The organism is Streptomyces sp. NPDC056160 (assembly GCF_042268205.1).
GTDB lineage: Bacteria > Actinomycetota > Actinomycetes > Streptomycetales > Streptomycetaceae > Streptomyces.
On sequence record NZ_JBHJUW010000157.1, the window covers coordinates 1 to 18130 of the forward strand.

Consider the following 18130-nt stretch of genomic DNA (forward strand, 5'->3'; position numbering starts at 1 on the left):
CAGTACCGGATGCTGTTGCGAATCAAGTGAACGATGCACGTCTGGACGACCGTGCCGGGCCAGACCGTCTCGACCGCGTCGGGCAGTCCCTTCAGACCGTCGCAGACGAGCATGAGGACATCCTCGACGCCGCGGTTCTTCAGCTCGGTGAAGACCTGGAGCCAGTGCTTGGCGCCCTCGCCGCCGTCACCGGCCCAGATCCCGAGAACGTCCCGGGTGCCCTCGACCGTGACGGCCAGCGCAACGTAGATGGGCCGGTTGGCGACCTTGCCATCGCGAATCTTCACGTTGATGGCGTCCACGAAGACGACGGGGTAGACACGATCGAGCGGGCGGCCCTGCCATTCCGCCATGCCCTCCATCACCTTGTCCGTGATCGTGGTGATGGTCTGCTTGGACACCTCCGCTCCGTACACCTCAGCCAGATGAGCCGATATCTCCCCGTGGGTGAGGCCCTTCGCGGACAGCGAGAGGACCATCTCATCCACACCGGTCAGACGGCGCTGCCGCTTGCGGACGATCTGCGGCTCGAAGGCGCCGGCGGTGTCGCGGGGCACCTTCACCTCGACCGGTCCGACGTCGGTCAGCACGGTCTTCGACCGGGTGCCGTAAAGGGCCGCGTGCTGCGGACCGGTGTCGCATGCTGGGGGAACTACGCCGTCGACCGCCACGGAACACCGCTCGCCGTCACGCTCACCGGCAGCAACCGCCGCGTCAGCGCCCAACTCCTGCCACTGCTGGACGCGGTCACACCGATCCAGGGACTTCGCGGACGCCTCCGGCGCAAGCCTCGACGCCTGGATGCCCCGTCAGGTCTGCGCTCAGCCTCTTCGGTGACTGCGGCGAGGGGCGCCGGTGCCGGGCGTTCGGGCCGACGCAACGTTCTGAGACTCGCTCGTGTACGCCGTGCGCCTCACGCCGAGGCCGACCCGTGCCGGAAGGCCGGACACGCGCATGAGAAGGGATGACCGGCCCGAATCAAGTGTGGGGCCGGAGCCGGTCGTTGAGTGCGGCACCGACGTCGGGGCAGTTCTTCCGAATGGTGTCGAGGAAGGCGCGCAGCACCGGGGAGTGATCGCGGTCCGCGAAGGACAGGACGAGATCGGGCAGGGGCGTGCGCGGGGTCACTTCACAGAACCGCACTCCCGGACGCGGGACCGCCTTCATGCGGGACGGCCCCAGGCCGACGCCCACACCCGAGGCGGCGAGGCCGATGATCGTGTGCACGTCCCTCGCGACGGTCGCGCCACCGAGAGCCGATGAGTCCGTGCCCAGCAGGGTGCGCAGTCCGGCGACTACAGCGGGCTCGTCCTCGCCGGCCGACACGATCAGCGCCTGTCGCCGCAACTGGTCGGCACTTACCGACTGTTGACCCGCGTACGGGTGCACCGTACTTACCACAGCGATCACGTGGTCGCGTCCGACCGGGACGGACACGAGATGCTCGGCTCCGGCACCCCGTGGCGGGCCGAGGGTGAGGGCCGCGTCCAGCTCCCCGGCGACGAGAGCTGAGCTGCTGCGGCTGGTCGCCATCTCGTGCAGTTCCAGTCTCACGTCGGGCCGTTCACGGCCGAACCGGCTCAGGACGCCCGGCAGCGGGTCGAGCAGTGCCGAGGCGATGAAGCCGAGGCGCAGACGTCCCGTCTCGCCGCGCGCGGCCCGGCCCGCGTCGGCCGTGGCCGCCGCGATCTCGTCGAGCGCCCGGCGTGCCCGAGCGAGGAACGCCTCACCGGCGGCGGTCGGGAACACCCCCTGACGTGTGCGGTCAAACAGCCGGGCCCCGACCTCGCGCTCCAGGTCGGCGATCTGCTTGGACAGCGGCGGCTGCGCAATGCCCAGCTCGCCGGCCGCCCGGCCGAAGTGTTCGTGCTCGGCGAGAGCAACCGCGTACCGCAGGTGTCGCGCTTCCAAGTCCCGCCCTCCATCCCATCGACTGCCGACAATACCTCAAAGATATTGCCACGCCACTCATCAGATCTATGAATGGATGGCGCTGTGGTTCCTGTCTGGAATGGAGCCATGAAGAACGTATCTCTGACCGACACCGTCTTCGTTTTCGTGCACGGCGCCTGGCACAGCTCTGGACAGTGGGCGGCGACGCAGCGCGCGCTGGCCGGACTGGGCGCTGCAAGCGTGGCCGTCGACATGCCGGGGCACGGCTTCGACGCACCCCTGCCCACCGGATACCTGCTGCCCGGCCAGCCGGGCCTGCTGACCGAGAAGTCACAGCTCGCCACCCTGACGATGGACGACTGCGCCGAGGCAGTACTGAGCGTCCTGCACCAGGTGCGTCACCATCGCACTGTCGTGCTCGTCGCGCACAGCGCGGGCGGCGGTCCCGCGTCCCTGGCCGCGGAGCGGGCGCCCGAGCTGGTGGACCGGATCGTCTACCTGTCCGCTTTCGTCCCGGGCGGGCGGCCGCGGTTCTTCGACTATCTGGGCTCACCCGAGAACGCCACCGCGCTGGGCCAGAACCTGAACCTCGGCGACCCCGAGGCCCTGGGCGCCGTAAGGATCAATCCGCTCTCACCGGATCCCGCCTACCTCGACGAACTGCGGGAAACCCACTACCACGACACCCCCCTGGACCGCTTTGACCGGTGGCGGTCCGCGCTGAGCCCTGATCTGCCCCTGGCGATCCCGACGGCTCCGGTCACCCTGACCGCAGCACGGTGGGGACGAATTCCACGAACCTTCCTGCGCTGCGCCGAGGACCGGGCGCTGGCACCGGCCACGCAGGACCTGATGATCACGGAAGCCGACCGGGCCTTCCCCGGCAACCCGTTCACCGTGCATACCCTGCCTGGTAGCCACAGCCCGTTCGCCGCCCGGCCGGGCGAGCTCGCCGCGGCTCTCGCCTCGTGAGCCGGCATCGGCCCATGAAGGGCTCCGCGTTCCTGAGCGGGGGACGGCTCGCGGCCGGTGGCGGCGGGCGGCTCGTACTGCCGGTCGTGCTGAGCGCGACATTCGTGCAGTTGCTCAACGTCACCGTCGCGCAGATCGCCGCCCCGGCGATTCGGGCCGACCTGGGTGCCGGCTCAGGTGCCGTGCAGCTGATCCTGGCCGGGTACACCCTGACCTACGCCTGCTTGCTCATCACGGCCGCGCGCCTCGGCGACCGGTACGGCTACCACCGGCTGTTCGTGCTGGGCACCGTCGTCTTCATGGCCGGTTCAGTAGCTGCCGCGTGTGCTCCCGATGCCACGTTCCTCATCGCGGCCCGGCTGGTCCAGGGCGCGGGCAGCGGCTTGGTCGCCCCGCAGGTTCTGTCGATCATCCAGGTCGCCGTCCCCGCTGCCCGGCGCCCACGGGCTCTCGGCCTGTTCGGTGCCACGATGGGAGTGGCGTCGCTGGCCGGGCCGCTGATCGGCGGACTTCTCGTCGGCGCCGACCTCTTCGGTCTCGGCTGGCGCTCGGTGTTCCTGGTCACGGTGCCGGTGGCACTCGTCTCGCTCGCGGGCGCGACCGTACTGCCTCGCACGCGAGGCGCGGCCGGACAGCGCGTGGACGGGGTGGGCGTGTTGCTGACCACCGTCGGCTTCGGTGCGCTGGTGCTGCCGCTCGCGCTGGGAGGGGAAGCCGGCTGGCCCTGGTGGACATGGGCCACGCTGGCCGTGTCCGTAGCCGTTCTCGGCTGCTTCGCCCTGACTCTCCCGCACCGGCCGGATCCCCTGGTGCATCCGTCGCTGTTCCGCGACCGGAGGGCGCGTGCGGGGGTGCTGCTGGTGTTCGTGTTCAACTCCGGGGTGCCGTCCTTCACGTATCTGCTGTTCCTGCATCTACAGTCGGCCATTGGGTATCCCGCCCTCACGGCCGCGCTGACGTCGGCTCCCTTCGCGGCCGCGGCCGTGCTGGGCAGCCGTGGCGCACCCGCGCTGGCCCGCCGACACGGGTCGGCCGTGCTCACGGTCTCGGCGCTGGTATTGGCGGGGACGGCCCTGGCTCTCGCGCCGCTCATCGGCACGGCGGCCGGACGCTGGGCGGCGTTGCCGGTCCTGGCTCTCGGCGGTGCCGCGTTCGGCTCGTTCACTGCCTCGGTGTTCGCTCTGGTGCTGGCGAGGGTGGACGGCTCCGCGGCCGGTTCTGTGTCCGGGCTGTTGCCCACGGCTCAGCAACTGGGCGGGTCGATCGGGGTGGCTGCGGCGGGGCTCGTCTACTTCGCACCCGCCGCCGGCCCGGGCGCCGCGTTTCGGAACGCCATGATCTACGAGGCCGCCGTCTTCGCCGTCACCGCGCTGATCAGCCTTTGGATGCGCGATCGGAACCGACCAGCCGCGCCACGGGCAGATGCGGCGCGTGCTGCGGGGATGTTCGAAACACCTGGATCGTGAGCCCGGCGAAGCGCCGGGATGCGAGGCAGCAGATTCGTAAGCCCAGACGCCGAGCCGGCCTGCGGCCTCATCTGCCTCCGCCGTCTGCTAACGCTCGGAGGGGGGGTGTTGGTGTGTTGAGTGTTTGCTGGTCTGGGGTGTTGTGGGTTCGCGGAGAAGTCGAGTGTGAAGTTTCCCCGTGATCTCGGACACGTGATCGTTACGCCGCGAGGGTGTGCTGATGCCGCTGCCTGGTCTCGGCCGGGGTGAGGTAGGGGGGGTGATGACGCTCTTTGAAAACGGCCACCCGCTGCTCTGGGCTCACCCCACACCTGCTCACGATTCCCCACCTGCGGAAGACTGAGATCGTCTCCGTGGACGGTGCCGCAGCCGGTGATCAGGGCTGGTTCGCGATCCGCCGGCTGAGCTGTTCGAGGAACTCCTGCATGCTGGAAGCGGCGACCTCGAAGTCGTCAAACCAGGAGGCGGTGGTGGACTTCCGGACTTGTCCGCTGTCTCCGATCGCGAACAGATGGCCCCCGCCGTCGCTGGCGAAGACCAGTGCGATCGCTTCGCCGTCGATCGGAGCGGGGCCGTACTCGCGGAAGTGTTCCGCCACCGTTGCTGGTGAGTGGATGAAGTACCCGTTATCGACGTCGGGCAGGGAAGCCTCGCTGACCACCCAGTAGAGCGTGGTCAGGTCGGATGGGATCGGCGTCAGGTCCACGAGCGCGTCCGTCGCCTGGTGGCTGTCGCCGGTTGCGGGCATCACGGCGTTGTGGCCGGGCGGGAAGCCGTGCGTCGGGAGGAAGGACTGCATCAGCTTCGTCAGCGCCGCGTCGGCCTGTTCCCGCCAGGACCGGACCCACTCCGCATCGAGCCGTTCACCAGGCACGCTTCCCCCTCGAATCCGCGTGGGACCCGCTGACGCGAGCCCGGAAGAACATATCGGAGGGCTCAGCATGGAGTGCGATTGGAACCGTGCTCTTCCGCTCCGCGGCTCCTGGATCGGCCAAACCTGCTCAGGCGATCTCCCCACTCATCGTGTGATCTTGCTCGGCGTGTCGAACTGGGATGGGAGTGTCGTGGAGAGCCTGCGTGCGCAAGTTCGGCCTGGTCGGGGGGCCTGGATGCTCACGCGGGAGGAAGACGTGGATGCTCACGCACTGCGTCGTCAGGGTTGGACGATCTCAGCGATCGCACGTCATCTGGGACGTGACCGCAAGGCGATCCGCGCTTATCTGAACGGCGATCAGGTCCCTGGCCAACGACGTCAGAGCCCGGACGCCTTCGTGCCATTCCTGCAGTACTGCCGGCAGCGGCTCGCCGATGATCCGCATCTGTGGGCCTCGTGAAGCTTCCCCTTGATCGTGGACACCTGGAGACTGGGATCTTGAGGTTCCAGAGGAAGTAGCACCAGGTGGGAAGCAAGTACACGAAGCGGTACACCGAGGAGTTCAAGCGGGACGCGATCGCGCTCGTCGACTCCTCGGGCAAAACGGTCACCGCGGTTGCCCGAGAGCTCGGGATCAGCTCGGAGTCCCTGCGCGGCTGGTACCGCAAGGCCAAGGCCGACCGGGGTGAGGGCGAACCCTGTGAGCTGACCAGCGCCGAGCGGGAGGAGCTCAAGCGGCTGCGCAAGGAGGTTCGTGAACAGCAGCAGACGATTGAGATCCTGAAAAAAGCGACGGCCTTCTTCGTGAAGGAGAACGACCGGTGAGCGAGCTGTACCGGTTGATCCATGCGGAGAAGGCGACGTACCCGGGTGCTGAAAGTCGCCCGGTCTTCCTACGACGCCTGGCGCGAGGGCCAGGCCGCCCGCCGCGCCCGGCAGGCCGCCGACGACCCGCTCGCGCACGAGATCACCGTGCTGCACATCGCCTCCCGCCGCACCTACGGCGTCCCGCGCATCCACGCCGAACTGAGTCGCCTGGGCCGGCGGGTAAACCGCAAGCGCGTCGCCCGAGTGATGCGTGAGCGCGACATCCGCGGCGTCAGCCGGCGCAGGCGTCGTTCGCTGACCCGGCCGGACGTGAAAGCGAAGCCGGCCCCGGACCTGATCGGCCGCGACTTCCACGCCGAGCGTCCCGGGACCAGGCTGGTGGGCGACATAACCTACCTGCCCACCGCCGAGGGCTGGCTCTACCTCGCCTGCCGGCTGGACCTGGCCACCCGCGAGGTCGTCGGCTACGCCATGGCCGACCACCACCGCGCCGAACTCGTCGTCGATGCACTCGACATGGCCCACGGCCGGGGCGGGCTGCATTCCGGCTGCGTGATCCACAGCGATCGCGGCAGCGAATACACGTCGGCCCAGTCTCGGGAGCGAATACGCGAGTTGGGACTGCGGCAGAGCTGCGGACGCACCGGATCTTGCTTCGACAACGCTGCCGCGGAGAGCTTCTGGACCCTGCTGAAAGAAGAGATCGGCACCCGCACCTGGCCTGACCGGGCCACCGCCCGAGCCGAGGCTTTCTCCTTCATCGAGACCTTCTACAACCGCCGCCGCCTGCGCAAGCACAAGACCTTCGGCTACCTCACCCCGGCCGAGACCAGGCAGCGGCATCAGCACACCCTCGCGGCGTAACGATCACGTGTCCGAGATCACGGGGAAACTTCAGCCTCGTCCTCGCCCTGGATCTGGTAACGGATGCCGACGAGACGGTCTCGCGTCCGTGACCGCGGGAGAGGTGAGGTCCGTCCAGCCGACGACACCGGCCACCAGCGGGTCGGCCGCCGCCAGCGCCAGGAATTCGGGAGTCTCCTCGGGTACGCAGATCGTCTGCACCAGCACCGTCGCGTCGACACTGGCCGCCGCGGCCTGCGGTCGAAGGTCGTCGAGGGTGAAGTCACGTCGCAGCGGCGCGAGTTCGCGCCCGATGATCCAGTCCTGGTCGCGGACCGACAGGTCCCAGACGTGCTGGTGGGCGTCGATGGTGGTCATGGTTGTCTCCGGCGACGTGCTCGGCATGATCTTCCTGTGTCTGGCGAAGGTGCTGGTGCAGGCGAAGGTGCGGGTGGAGGGGGTGTGGAGCGGGAACGGCCGGATCAGGCCTGACGCGAGACCTTGCCGCTCCGCGTGACCCGCACGGTGACCGCCTCGCCCGCCGGGACGTCTACCCGCGGCCAGTCGAGGAAGGCGGTGCACCCGAGGGGGCGGGCCGCTTGGCGGGCCGTCTCCGCCAGTACCGACACCCGTGCCGGGTAGGCCGTGTTGTTGGTCAGGCGGATGAGGGTGCCCAGAAGGCCGTCGCTCACCTGCTCGGCCTCGACGTGGTCGAAGGGGAAGAGGATTCCCTCCCCGGGCCGGACGTAGATTCCGGGCAGTTCGAGCGCCATCAGGATGCCGTCGGTCTCGGTCCAGGAGTTTCGCGTCTTGATGAAATTGCCGACGGCACCCTTACCCTCGGCATCGCTGGGCTGGATGCGCTCCATGCTCGAACCGATGAGGTAGTTGGTGGTGATGTGCCCCGGCATGTTGACTGCCTCGGAGTGGGCATGCTGGATGTCGCTGATGAGCTCGGCGTACTTCTTGTCCCCGGTGGCCCGGTACAGCTTGAACAGGTGGTCGGCGGAGGACGTGCAGACACCGGGCGCGGCATGCTTGTTCTGGCTGCTCGCCCAGACGGCGCCGGCCATCTTTCCCTTCAGCCGCGCGATGGCGCTGCCTTCCGGGAACCGCGGGTTGTACGCGAGCGTCCAGGACGAGCACAGTGCGGCCTGGACCTCGGCGCGCTTCAGCCAGGCCTCCTTTCCGGTGTACTGGTACAGCGCCATGAAGGACTCCAGGAGACCGAAAGACGTCTCGGAGTCCGCGTCCTGGGAAATGTCCGCGCACGCTCCGCCGGTGAACCCACGGGACTTGATGTCGCGGTCGTAGTAGAACTCGGCCGCTTCCTCGGCTGCGGCGAGCCACTCCGGACGGTTGAAGTAGGCAGCGGCCAGGGTGAGTCCGGCCGGAGCGATGGCGCCGGCCGACGAGTTGTACACGGCGATGTCGCCCGTTTCGGGCACGATGTACTGGCCGAATTCTCCGTGCTTCTGCCAGGTCCGGCTGAAGGCATCGGCGAGAGTGCCCGCGGACTTTTCCCAGGATTCCTTGACGGTGTCACCGTGCCCTTGCGCCTTCAAGAGCATCATGTGCTTCATCAGCCAGAAGAGCACGTCCCCGTTCTTGCGTACCATCGCCTGCACGGCAGGGAAGTCGGGGTGGGACTTCTCCGAGAGGATCCTGGCGTCTTGGGTGATGGTGCCGTAGAAGAATCCGCTCCGTCCCTGCATACGGGAACAGACGAAGTCGAGCTCTTCGGAGACCCTGCCCCGCTCCGTCGGGTCGTTCAGGGCCAGCATGGGATAGGTGTTGATCATTCCGCTGACCCAGCCCAGCTGGAAGTCCCTGTTGTTCTCCGGGAGGTAGAAGCGGCCCGCCTTGGTTTCGGTGAAATTGCCCCGGCAGATTTTGGTGCCGAGCTCCGCCAGCTTGCTCATCGGAAGCAGGTTGCGCGGCGCGGTGGGCCCGGTGAGCGACTTCCGTACGTCCATGAACTTCTGCAGGACCGCCGGAATTCCCTCGGCGTCGAAGGTGAAGACCTGAAGGCGAATCGAAACCGCGTCGCCTGGAGCCCAGTTGGACGCCCTGTCATCGCTCGCCCGGAAATCGCCGAATCCGGCCACCTGCCGGCGTACGACCGGTGCCGAGATGCTGAACTCACAGCTTTCCCTGCTCGCGCTCTCCTCGACCGAGAGCCCGCTGTTGCCCAGCCGGGTGCCCTGCTCGGTGAGGACGATCCAGCCCTTCCGGAGCCCCGGCGAGAAGAAGCTCATCGCCGGGGCGGCCGTGCTGGTCGTCGCCAGCTCGATGCGTGAAGGCGCCGAGGCGTCGACGGCCAGTCGCGGGTTGTTCGATATCGTCGTCGGCGTCATTGGGTCGTAGTACATGTCGGCCGGATAGGCCGGGTTGTATCCGTTGCCGATGGAGCGGTAGCGATTGCCGTTGTAGATGATTCCGGGAATCATCACGTAGTTGGCGGTCGTCCAGCGCTCGAAGGGGAAATCCACGGAGAGCGCGGTCTGTTCCGCCTCGCCCTTTTCCAGGGTGCAGGTCAGGGTGACCTCCCAGCCGTGACCGGCGGGCACCTGCCGTGTGTCCCACGTCAGCTGCCACTGCCGCGGCCCGTCGGTCAGCAGGTCGCCGTCGAATGCCTGGGTCCGGCGCGGCGTCGTACCGTCGTATTCCCGGATCGACACCTGGAGGGAGCCGTGCAACGCGCGCAGAGAACGGCTGAGTTCCTCGGTCGGGGCGGCGGCCGCGGCAACTCCTGCGCCGAGCGGCTGGGCTTGTGCGAGCGTCGGCTCGAGACCGATCGTCGCGCCGACTCCGGCGGCCGCCAGCAAAGAAAGGCAGTTTCTCCTGTCGAGCATTCTGTGACCATCCTTGCGTGTGAGTTCCAGTGAGTGGAGCCTCAGGTCAATGTCGGTACAGGCACCGGTACGTCCGGCGGCAGCAGCCCTTGGGTGCGCAGGGCGAGCCACATCTCCTCGGGGATCGGGTGGTAGAGCATAGCGGTGGCGTCCGTCACCTCGGCGGCGCTGCGGGCCCCGAGCAGTACACCGGCGACCGCCGGGTGCCCCAGCGGGAACTGCAGGGCGGCCGCCCGCAGCGGGACCCCGAAGGTCTCGCACAGCGCGCGCAGGGCCAGTGCCCGGTCGAGGAGGTGGGCCGGGGTCGGTGCGTAGTCGAAGGTCGCGCCCGGCCGGGGATCGGCCAGCAGGCCCGAGTTGAAGACCCCGCCGACCAGCACGGACACTCCGCGCTCCGCCGCCAGCGGCAGGAGTGCGGCCAGCCCGCTCTGGTCGAGGAGGGAGTAGCGGCCCGCCAGCAGGACGACATCGATGTCGGTGTCGCGGACGAAGCGGGTGGGCATCGCGGTCTGGTTCATGCCGACGCCGATCGCGGCGACCATGCCTTCCGCCCGCATCCGCTCCAGCTCGGGGTAGGCGCAGTTGAAGGCCTCGCGCTCGTGACCGTCCGGGTCGTGTAGATAGACGGTGTCCACCCGGTCGAGACCGAGCCGGATGAGGCTCTCCTCGACGCTGGTGCGTACCCCGCGGGCACTGAAGTCCCACACCCGTTCGTGGGTGGCCGGGACGGCGAAGCCGTTCGCGAGGTCGTCGCCGGGCGGCCCGGTGCGGGGGCGCAGGAGGCGGCCGACCTTGGTGGAGAGCGTGAACTGTGTACGGGGCCGGGTGCGCAGCGCGTCTCCGAGCCGGCGCTCGGACAGGCCGAGTCCGTAGTGCGGAGCGGTGTCGAACGCTCGGATGCCGCAGGCCCAGGCCACGTCGACGGTGGCGGCCGCGTCCGCGTCGTCGACCGGGTGGAAAAGATTGCCCAACGCGGCGGCACCCAGGCCGAGTTGACCGATCCGTGGAGTGGGGCGCATGAGTTCAGGTATGCCTCTCGTACGAGGGACCCGGTCGCACGGTAGGGGACAAGCGGTAGGGGACAAGCAGGAGGGGACAAGCGGCAGGGGACAACCGGGGCGGGGGATGGCGCACTCCCCGCCCCGATGTCGGCCGGGTCAGCCCTTCGTCGCCCCTCCGGTGAGGCCCTTGACGAACTGCTTCTGGAAGGCCAGGTAGAAGACGAGGATGGGCAGTGTCGCCAGGAACATGAAGGCGAAGACCGAGCCGTAGTCCGCCTGGTGTTCGCCGATGGCACGGTAGATGCCGACGGTCACCGTGGTGCCTGCCGCCGGGCCCAGGATGATCAGCGGGTTGAGGAAGTCGTTCCAGATCCAGACGCCCAGGAAGATCACCACGCTGGCCGACGCCGGCCGCATCAGCGGGAAGACCACCTGCCAGAAGGCGCGGAACGCTCCGGCGCCGTCGATCGCCGCGGCTTCTTCGAGCTCCCGGGGGATCGTCTTGGCGAAACCCGCGAAGACGAACACCCCGAACGGCATGTAGTAGCCGACGTACGCCAGGACCAGTCCGGGCACGCTGCTCATCAGCCCCAGCGTGCGCAGGACTTCGGTGATCGGGGTGAGGATCACCGCGGGCGGCACCATGAGACCACAGAGCAGGACGACCATGATGACCTTGGACAGAACGCCGGTCGACCGCGCCAGGTAGTGGCCGAGCATGGCGGAGATCGCGGTGATGACGAGTATGGATATCACGGTGACCTCCGTGCTGTTGACCAGCCCGTACCAGAAGAGGTGGTCCGGCCGCGACAGCACGCTCTGGATGTTGTCCAGGGTGGGCGGGCTCGGCAGGCCGAGCGGGTTCGACACGATCGCCGAACCGTCCTTGAACACGTTGACCAGCACGAGGTAGATCGGCAGGAAGAACAGCAGTCCGGCGAGGAGCGCGACGACCGGGCGTATCCACGCCCTTGTTCCACCCCTGTCCATGCTCGCGTTCAGGTCCGGGTTCATCTTCGTGTTCGTGCTCATGCGGACACCTCGCGTTTCTGCAGCCACCCGAGCGCGATCACGGAGACGGTCGCGACCAGGATCAGCATCGCCACGGCCATCGCGGAGGCGTAGCCGACGTGGTTGCCGTTGAACGCGGTCTGGATCACCTGGAAGGCGAGGGTGGAGGTGGTGCCGGGGCCGGGGCCCCCGTTGGTGAGTACCTGGATCTGGTCGTAGGCCTTGAATCCGCCGATCAGTGACATGACCGTGTTGATGGTGACGGCGGGTGCCAGCATCGGCCAGGTGACATGGCGGAACCGCATCAGTGGTCCGCAGCCGTCGATGGCCGCCGCTTCGTGCAACTCCTGCGGGATTCCCTGCAGTCCGGCCAGGTAGAGCACCACGCAGAAGCCGAGCCCCTGCCAGGCGATGACCCACGAGACCGTGTAGAGGGCGAGGCTCGGGTCGGAGAGCCAGCCCGGCGGATGACTCACCCCCAGCTGTCGCAGCATGGTGTTGAGCAGGCCGTCGTCGACGAGGATCGCCTGCCAGATGACGCTGACCACCACGGCGCTCAGCACGACCGGCACGAAGAAGACGCTGCGCAGAGCGTTGTACAGCCAGCCGTGTCGGTCGAGCAGCAGGGCGATCGCCAGGCCGCCGGCGTTGGTCACCAGTGTCACGATCACGGTGATGACGACGGTGTTCTGCAGTGCTTTGAGGAAATCGTCGTCGGAGAACAGGCTCGTGAGGTTGGACAGGCCCACCCACCGGGTCGGCGGGTTGAAGGGGTTCTTGTTGGTGAGGCTGTAGCCGGCGGTCATGCCGATCGGCACCAGGACGAGGGCCAGGTAGGCAAGCAGTCCGGGAGCCGCGAAGACGGCGAAGCGGCCCGGTCCGCCGTTCGGGCGGAAGCGCCGGGACGGTCGCGACGACCGCCGCGCGGGGGCGTCCTGTGGTCGGACCGCTGCCGTGTCCTTCGCCGTGGGCGCGGCAGCGGAACCCTCCGGTCGGGTCAGGGTGCGTATGCGCATTATCGGGTGGCCTTGTCCCATTGCTCGTCCATGTAGGCTCCGAACTGACGCGCGGTCATGCGACCGCCGATGAGCTTCTGGACGCCGCTCGCGGCCTTGTCGGCCAGGCCCGGCGGCAGGGAACCATCACCGGTTTCCTGGGAGAACGAGTTGACGATCCCGTTGTCCTTCTGGGCCTGCTGGTAGGCCGCCAGGGTCTTCTTGTAGACGGGGCCCATGGTGCTGGGCGGGCTGTATCCCTTGATGTCGATGATGAGCCCGTCGGACTTGACGGCGGCGTCCAGGTTCTTCTGGTCCTCCATGAAGGCCTTGGCCCACTTTTTGGCCAGGGGCACATCGGACGCCTTGGAGCTCACCGTCATCCCGCCGCCGAGGACTCCCGGGAGCGCCGGGGCCCCCTGGTCCGTGGGCCACGCGAAGACGCCCGTGTCGAAGTCCGGCTTCTTCGTGTCGGCCGAGGCGGAGAACCAGCTGCCCATCGGATACATCGCGCCCTTGCCGTCACGGAAGGCCTGTTCGGTGTCCGCGTAGGAGCGGGAGAGGCCAGCGCGGTCGATGTACCCCTTGTCCGCGAGGCCGGCGACCTTCTGGGCGGCGGCGACGAACGCCGGATCGGTGAACTTGACCTTGCCCTCGGCGCGTTGGGACAGCCAGTCCGGCGTCTTCTTGTAGACGTCGATGGCCACCGTGCAGATCAGCGGGAACATGTCGGCCCAGGAGTCCTTGCCGCCACCGCCGACCACGAAGGGGTTGATGCCCTTCTTCTTCAACTTTGCGCTGTCGTCGAGCAGTTCACGGTACGTGCGGGGAGGTGTGTCGATGCCGGCCGCTGCGAAGTCCTTCTTGTTGTAGTAGACCAGCGTCGTCTGGGCGGAGTAGGGCAGCTGGTAGACCTTGCCGCCGTAGGTGTTGGCGTGGGGGTTCTTGTACGTCGCGAGTTCCTTGTCCGTCCACGGCGCAAGCTTGCCCGCCTCGGCGAATCCGGCGGGGTTCAGGCCGATCATGACGTCCGGGAACTGGCCCGTGCTGTCAAGCTGCTTCGCGTACCCAGTGCGGTCGGCGCTGGGTGACACGAGCTTCTTGATCGTCACCCCGGGCACCTTCGCCGAGGCGCGGGCGATCGCGGCGTCCCAGTACTTCGCGTCCAGGTTGGGCGTTTCGAAGGTGAGGAAGGTCAAGGTGACCTTGTCGCTGTCGCCCTTGGATGCACTCGTACCGGAACTGCCGGCGGTGCATCCTGCCAGGAGGAGAGCACCTGCGAGGGCGGCGGTTCTCGTGAGTATCGGATTGTGCGTCATGTCCAACTTCCCCTACCCGTCGTTGTCCGGGGGCGGTTCCGAGTCGCTGTCTTGCTCGTACCGTGACGAGAGAGGGAATCTCGCTGCCGACCGTCCACCGAATCCGTCACATGGTTCAGACTCTTCGCGGAGTCCTGCTGCTCGAGGGGCGACCGCTCCTCCTCAGCGATCGCCCCTCAGGGCACCTTCGGTATGGAAGTCCGCGCACGTCGACATGTCAAGAGATGAGACGGAGTTATTGCCTCAACCAGGCGGCAATAGATCTGATACATGGCCGGGCGATGTATGACCGTGGCACGCTTAGACCGCCCCGTCGCCCCGTCGCCCCGTCGCCCCGTCGCCCCGTCGCCTGATCGTTTCCGGCGTGGGCGGCGGGGCGGGGGCCGAAGGGGCCCAGCTGATCGAGGCCGCCGTCCGCAGTCACGCTCCGTCCGGGCCGGCGGGAGCGGCGAAGATGCGGTTGCGGATCTCTCGCTGGACCTGGAGTTCCGTCGTGTCGATATGACGGGCCATGAGGGCGGCGGCCCGTTCCTGCTCGCCGGCCCCGATCGCTTCCAGGATCGCCAGATGCTGCTCCGCGGCCCCGGCGAGTGATCCCGGTGTGGAGTCGGCCAGGGCCACGATGGTGACCTGGCGCTGCAGCCGCTGGATCGCGTCGACCAGGCTGGAGAGGAACGCGTTCCCCGCTGCCGCGCCGATCGCCTGATGGAACTCCGCATCGGCCCGGCCGAACGACTCGTGGTCGTTGCGTTCGGCGGCCTCCGCCGAGCGCTGCGCTGCCTCGCGGATCGCCCTGAGCTGTACCGGTGTGGCCCGCGTGGCCGCGAGCCCACTGGTCTCGATCTCGGTGAAGCGCCGGAACTCGAACAGTTCACCGACGCGGCTCGGGTCGGTGGGCAGGAACCGGGAGAACGTGTCGGACCACAGGTCGTTCCTGGGATGCGCCACGAAAATGCCGCGTCCCTTCTCCACCGAGAGCCTCCCGAGGGCCGAGAGGATCTTGACGCCCTCTCGCACCACCGTTCTGCTCATGTCCACTTCGGCCGCCAGATCCTTCTCCGTCGGCAGCCGGTCGCCAGGCCCCATCCCCTGCCGTGCGACGTACTCCAGGATGCGCTCCGCCGCGACCTCGTAGCCGGGACGGTAGGGAGCCGCCTCCGCCGCAGTCTCCGAATCCGATGCCGCGGACGCGGGCCGGGAAGATCCAGTCATGTTGCTCCATGTATCCGATGCATGCACGTCACGAAATACCAAGTGCTGGGCCCCCAAGATACCCCCCGGGATACCTCCCGGGCCGTCCGTTCGGGGTTGCTCGGATCACTCCACAGAGCACCCACGCCATCCGGAATAGATCGGAACTAAGTCTTGACGGCCCCTTCCGTGCCATGCACGCTAGACCGCACTTGTGCTGCGGTAGTAACACACGAGAAGGAAGCGTACTTCCCTGCACGGGCAGGCCTAGGGCCCTCAGGCTCGCGGCCGCCCACCGATCCCGCTCCCCGGAACAGCGCGAACCATCTCGGCTGAAGAGTACGAACTATCCAGGTGGCCTCCTTCGTCGCTCGACGTTTGCCGGCCTTGCGCCCCTCTGTGCTGTTCACGGGCGGTTGATCAGCGATCCCGCGTGTCATCGAGAGTCACTTCACCTAGGAGGAAATGTGGACAGGCGTCGCTTTCTGGTTGCCAGCGGTCTGAGTTCGGCCGTAGCCATGGCCGCGGGCCCCGCGCATGCCGCGTCAACGGCGCGAACGGCCATTCCCCAGGCGTCCTCGTCACTACGGATCAGGGCGGGCTTCCTGTCGCTGGGCATCAGCGGCTCCGGGTACGTGGACAGGCTGGTGGACCTGCGCAACGGCACCGACCACCTGGCGAAGGACACCCCCGTGTCGCTGGTCAGCGTGGTGGCCGACGGTAAGCACGTGGTTCCCGCGGAGGTGCGGGTCGTGTCGCGCGACCGGTCGCACAACCGGCAGGTCCTGGAGTTCGTCGGCGAGAGTGTGACGATCCAGGTGGAGGCCGTCAGGTTCCCCACGCATTCCACACTCGAAGTCGTCGGCCTGACGGCCGCCTCGGGTGTGGATGTGCAGACGCTGCTGTGGGGTCCGCTGCCGACGACGCTCGACGAGACCATCGGCGAGACGGTCGGTGTGGTCTCCGACTCCGATTTCGTCATGGGGGTCCGGCCGCTGAACGACAAGACGGTGGGCGGGTGGCCGAACGAGCATCTGGCGTACGGGTTCGGCCCTGATCTCATCTGGAATCCGTACGGGCTGCAGACCGGCGTGAAGGACGAGTGGCTGGCGAGCAACGTCGCTGCGAAGACCACATGGGGCAGTGTCCTGCGCGCCACCACCTACGACTACAGCAAGGTACGCGTCCGGCAGCGCACCAACGGCTACGAGATCCCGCTCGGCCCGCTGCCCGCGCCCGAGGGCCGGATCGTCGGGTCGAAGATCGCCCTGTTCGGCAGTGCGCCGGATCTCGCCCTGACCGTGCTCAGCCAGATCGCCAAGGAGCACGACCAGGCGTACCCCACCCTCGACGGCCAGTGGCAGAAGGCGGCCCAGCGCACCTCGCAGACCCACTTCTGGGTCCACGACCTCAACACGGGCAACGTCACCGCGGCCGCCAAGCTCGCCGCGCAGGCCGGGGTGCGGAACATCTACGCGATCTCCGGCAACGGACCGTGGGTGTCGCACGGGCACTACCAGTTCAACGGCTCCTTCGGCGGATCGGACGCGGCCGCCGCCCAGTTGGTGGCCGCGGCGGCGAAGGAGGGCATCGAGGTCGGGGTGCACACCCTGTCCACCTTCATCGACACCAACGACCCGTACGTGAAGGCACCGGCCGATCCACGGCTCGCGTTGGGCGGCTCCGCCAAGCTCACTCGCCCGCTGGCCGGGGCGGACACCACGCTGTACGTGGACGCCAGCGTCCTGTTGGCCTCTGGTGTCGACGGTCAACGGCTGCGGATCGGCGACGAGTTCATTACCTACGACTCCATCACCAAGGTCAGCAGCACCGAGTGGCAGGTCGGCGGCCTCAAGCGGGCACAGTGGTCCTCGGCCGCCCAGGACTACCCGGCCGGCACCACCGTCGCCCGGCTCATCCAGAACGGCTATGGCGGCGCGCTGGCCAGTCTGCCGATCACCGACGAGATCGCAACCCGGCTTGCCACCGCCTACAACACCAGCGGCGTCCATGCCACGTCCTTCGACGGGCTTGAAGGCACTGGCTACAACGGCTGGGGCGGCTACGGCTTCGCGCGCCTCGTCAACGGCGTACACCGGCAGGTCACCACCAAGAACTTCATCACCGAGTGCAGCAACCTCGCGTCGAACACGTGGGACGCCCAGTCCAGGGCGAGCTGGGGTGAGATCGGTCCCACGAGCTACGCCCAGATCATCCGCAGCAACACCTTCTACCGGGCGAACTACCTGCCCGGGATGATGGGCCAGCAGGGGCTCTCGGGCAGCGACGTCCTGCAGACGATTGAGGACACCCTGGCGCACGCGGCCTCCCTCGACGCCGGTATCAACTTCGAGACCAGCGTGAGCAGCCTGCAGTCCGGGCGGAACTCCGCCGCTCTGCTCGCCGCCGTCCGGATGTGGGAGTCCGCGCGCGCAGCCGGTGCGTTCACTGCCGAGCAGAAGAAGCAGCTGGGCGTCGCAAGCAGGCACTGGCACCTGAGCGAGGTCACGCCGGGCGCCGAGTGGACGCTGCAGGAGAAGGACACGTCCGGTCAGTCGATCGGCGACCCGCAGCCGGTCAAGGCCCCGAAGCCGGGCTTCGCCACGCCGGAGCCTACGGACGCCCGGGTCGGGAAGCTGTACGCCTTCAAGGTGACCTCGACGACTCCGCGGACCCTCCGCTACGAGGTCACCGACGGCCGCCTCCCGAGCGGCCTCACCCTCAACCAGGACACCGGTGGCATCACCGGAATCCCGACCGTTCCCGGCACCAGCAAGTTCACCATCACCGCCAGGAACGGCGGGCGCATCGCCGACGCGAAGATCACCTACAAGGTGACGACCAGGCCGTGAACGCGACTGCGCCGTGCCCCGGCCGCGGCC

The 18130-nt window shown here is 67.9% G+C and carries 14 protein-coding genes and 2 pseudogenes; 6 read left to right on the top strand and 10 right to left on the bottom strand.

Annotation, left to right across the window (positions count from 1 at the left end; all coding sequences use genetic code 11):
* Together ACFC02_RS36060 and ACFC02_RS36065 are read right to left on the bottom strand one after the other, a co-directional pair.
* A pseudogene (locus ACFC02_RS36060) lies at positions 1-608 on the bottom strand (IS256 family transposase); the annotation flags it as partial.
* A 370-nt stretch (positions 609-978) separates the two neighbouring features.
* Positions 979-1911: a LysR family transcriptional regulator gene (locus ACFC02_RS36065; protein ID WP_376366372.1), complete on the bottom strand. Its 933-nt coding sequence runs from the start codon at positions 1909-1911 to the stop codon at positions 979-981.
* Positions 1912-2019: 108 nt separating this feature from the next.
* On the opposite strand from ACFC02_RS36065, the gene ACFC02_RS36070 reads away from it, so the two are divergent.
* Positions 2020-2865 (top strand): alpha/beta hydrolase, encoded by an 846-nt coding sequence (locus tag ACFC02_RS36070; RefSeq protein WP_376366374.1) that lies wholly within the window; start codon positions 2020-2022, stop codon positions 2863-2865.
* A gap of 14 nt (positions 2866-2879) precedes the next feature.
* A complete protein-coding gene (locus ACFC02_RS36075; protein ID WP_376366376.1) occupies positions 2880-4331 on the top strand; it encodes an MFS transporter in 1452 nt (483 codons plus the stop codon).
* A gap of 376 nt (positions 4332-4707) precedes the next feature.
* On the opposite strand, the gene ACFC02_RS36080 is transcribed toward ACFC02_RS36075, so the two are convergent.
* Positions 4708-5205, bottom strand: coding sequence for a hypothetical protein (locus ACFC02_RS36080; RefSeq protein ID WP_376366378.1), 498 nt, complete (start codon positions 5203-5205; stop codon positions 4708-4710).
* A 151-nt stretch (positions 5206-5356) separates the two neighbouring features.
* Between ACFC02_RS36080 and ACFC02_RS36085 the strand changes: the two genes are divergently transcribed.
* From ACFC02_RS36085 to ACFC02_RS36095, 3 genes are all read left to right on the top strand, one after another.
* Positions 5357-5665 (top strand): hypothetical protein, encoded by a 309-nt coding sequence (locus tag ACFC02_RS36085; protein WP_376366380.1) that lies wholly within the window; start codon positions 5357-5359, stop codon positions 5663-5665.
* Between the two features lie 65 nt (positions 5666-5730).
* Positions 5731-6030 (top strand): transposase, encoded by a 300-nt coding sequence (locus ACFC02_RS36090; RefSeq protein WP_376366382.1) that lies wholly within the window; start codon positions 5731-5733, stop codon positions 6028-6030.
* Between the two features lie 45 nt (positions 6031-6075).
* Entirely contained in the window at positions 6076-6897 is an 822-nt protein-coding gene (locus ACFC02_RS36095; RefSeq protein ID WP_376366384.1) for an IS3 family transposase, read from the top strand.
* Between the two features lie 35 nt (positions 6898-6932).
* Here the strand turns inward: ACFC02_RS36095 and ACFC02_RS36100 are convergent.
* From ACFC02_RS36100 to ACFC02_RS36130, 7 genes and pseudogenes are all read right to left on the bottom strand, one after another.
* Positions 6933-7254 (bottom strand): annotated as a pseudogene (locus ACFC02_RS36100) (amidohydrolase family protein); the annotation flags it as partial.
* A 104-nt stretch (positions 7255-7358) separates the two neighbouring features.
* On the bottom strand, positions 7359-9842 hold the full coding sequence (locus ACFC02_RS36105; RefSeq protein WP_376366386.1) for a hypothetical protein: 2484 nt from the start codon (positions 9840-9842) through the stop codon (positions 7359-7361).
* Positions 9773-10750, bottom strand: a complete 978-nt coding sequence (locus ACFC02_RS36110) for an aldo/keto reductase (protein ID WP_376366388.1) — start codon at positions 10748-10750, stop codon at positions 9773-9775. The genes ACFC02_RS36105 and ACFC02_RS36110 overlap by 70 nt, the downstream gene beginning before the upstream one ends.
* A gap of 138 nt (positions 10751-10888) precedes the next feature.
* The gene (locus tag ACFC02_RS36115) at positions 10889-11722 is read right to left on the bottom strand and encodes a carbohydrate ABC transporter permease (protein ID WP_376366398.1); all 834 of its coding nucleotides are present in this window, start codon (positions 11720-11722) and stop codon (positions 10889-10891) included.
* Positions 11723-11760: 38 nt separating this feature from the next.
* The gene (locus ACFC02_RS36120) at positions 11761-12759 is read right to left on the bottom strand and encodes a carbohydrate ABC transporter permease (RefSeq protein ID WP_376366390.1); all 999 of its coding nucleotides are present in this window, start codon (positions 12757-12759) and stop codon (positions 11761-11763) included.
* Entirely contained in the window at positions 12759-14057 is a 1299-nt protein-coding gene (locus ACFC02_RS36125) for an ABC transporter substrate-binding protein (protein ID WP_376366392.1), read from the bottom strand. The genes ACFC02_RS36120 and ACFC02_RS36125 overlap by 1 nt, the downstream gene beginning before the upstream one ends.
* Before the next feature lie 420 nt (positions 14058-14477).
* Positions 14478-15269, bottom strand: a complete 792-nt coding sequence (locus ACFC02_RS36130) for a FadR/GntR family transcriptional regulator (protein ID WP_376366394.1) — start codon at positions 15267-15269, stop codon at positions 14478-14480.
* Between the two features lie 614 nt (positions 15270-15883).
* Between ACFC02_RS36130 and ACFC02_RS36135 the strand changes: the two genes are divergently transcribed.
* A complete protein-coding gene (locus ACFC02_RS36135) occupies positions 15884-18100 on the top strand; it encodes an Ig domain-containing protein (RefSeq protein ID WP_376366396.1) in 2217 nt (738 codons plus the stop codon).
* Positions 18101-18130 lie beyond the last annotated feature (30 nt).

Bases quoted from the DNA above. Each gene is read 5' to 3' on its own strand.
- ACFC02_RS36070 (WP_376366374.1), top strand. From the start codon at position 2,020: ATGAAGAACGTATCTCTGACCGACACCGTCTTCGTTTTCGTGCACGGC.
- ACFC02_RS36075 (WP_376366376.1), top strand. From the start codon at position 2,880: ATGAAGGGCTCCGCGTTCCTGAGCGGGGGACGGCTCGCGGCCGGTGGC.
- ACFC02_RS36110 (WP_376366388.1), bottom strand. From the start codon at position 10,750: ATGCGCCCCACTCCACGGATCGGTCAACTCGGCCTGGGTGCCGCCGCG.
- ACFC02_RS36115 (WP_376366398.1), bottom strand. From the start codon at position 11,722: ATGGACAGGGGTGGAACAAGGGCGTGGATACGCCCGGTCGTCGCGCTC.
- ACFC02_RS36120 (WP_376366390.1), bottom strand. From the start codon at position 12,759: ATGCGCATACGCACCCTGACCCGACCGGAGGGTTCCGCTGCCGCGCCC.
- ACFC02_RS36125 (WP_376366392.1), bottom strand. From the start codon at position 14,057: ATGACGCACAATCCGATACTCACGAGAACCGCCGCCCTCGCAGGTGCT.
- ACFC02_RS36130 (WP_376366394.1), bottom strand. From the start codon at position 15,269: ATGACTGGATCTTCCCGGCCCGCGTCCGCGGCATCGGATTCGGAGACT.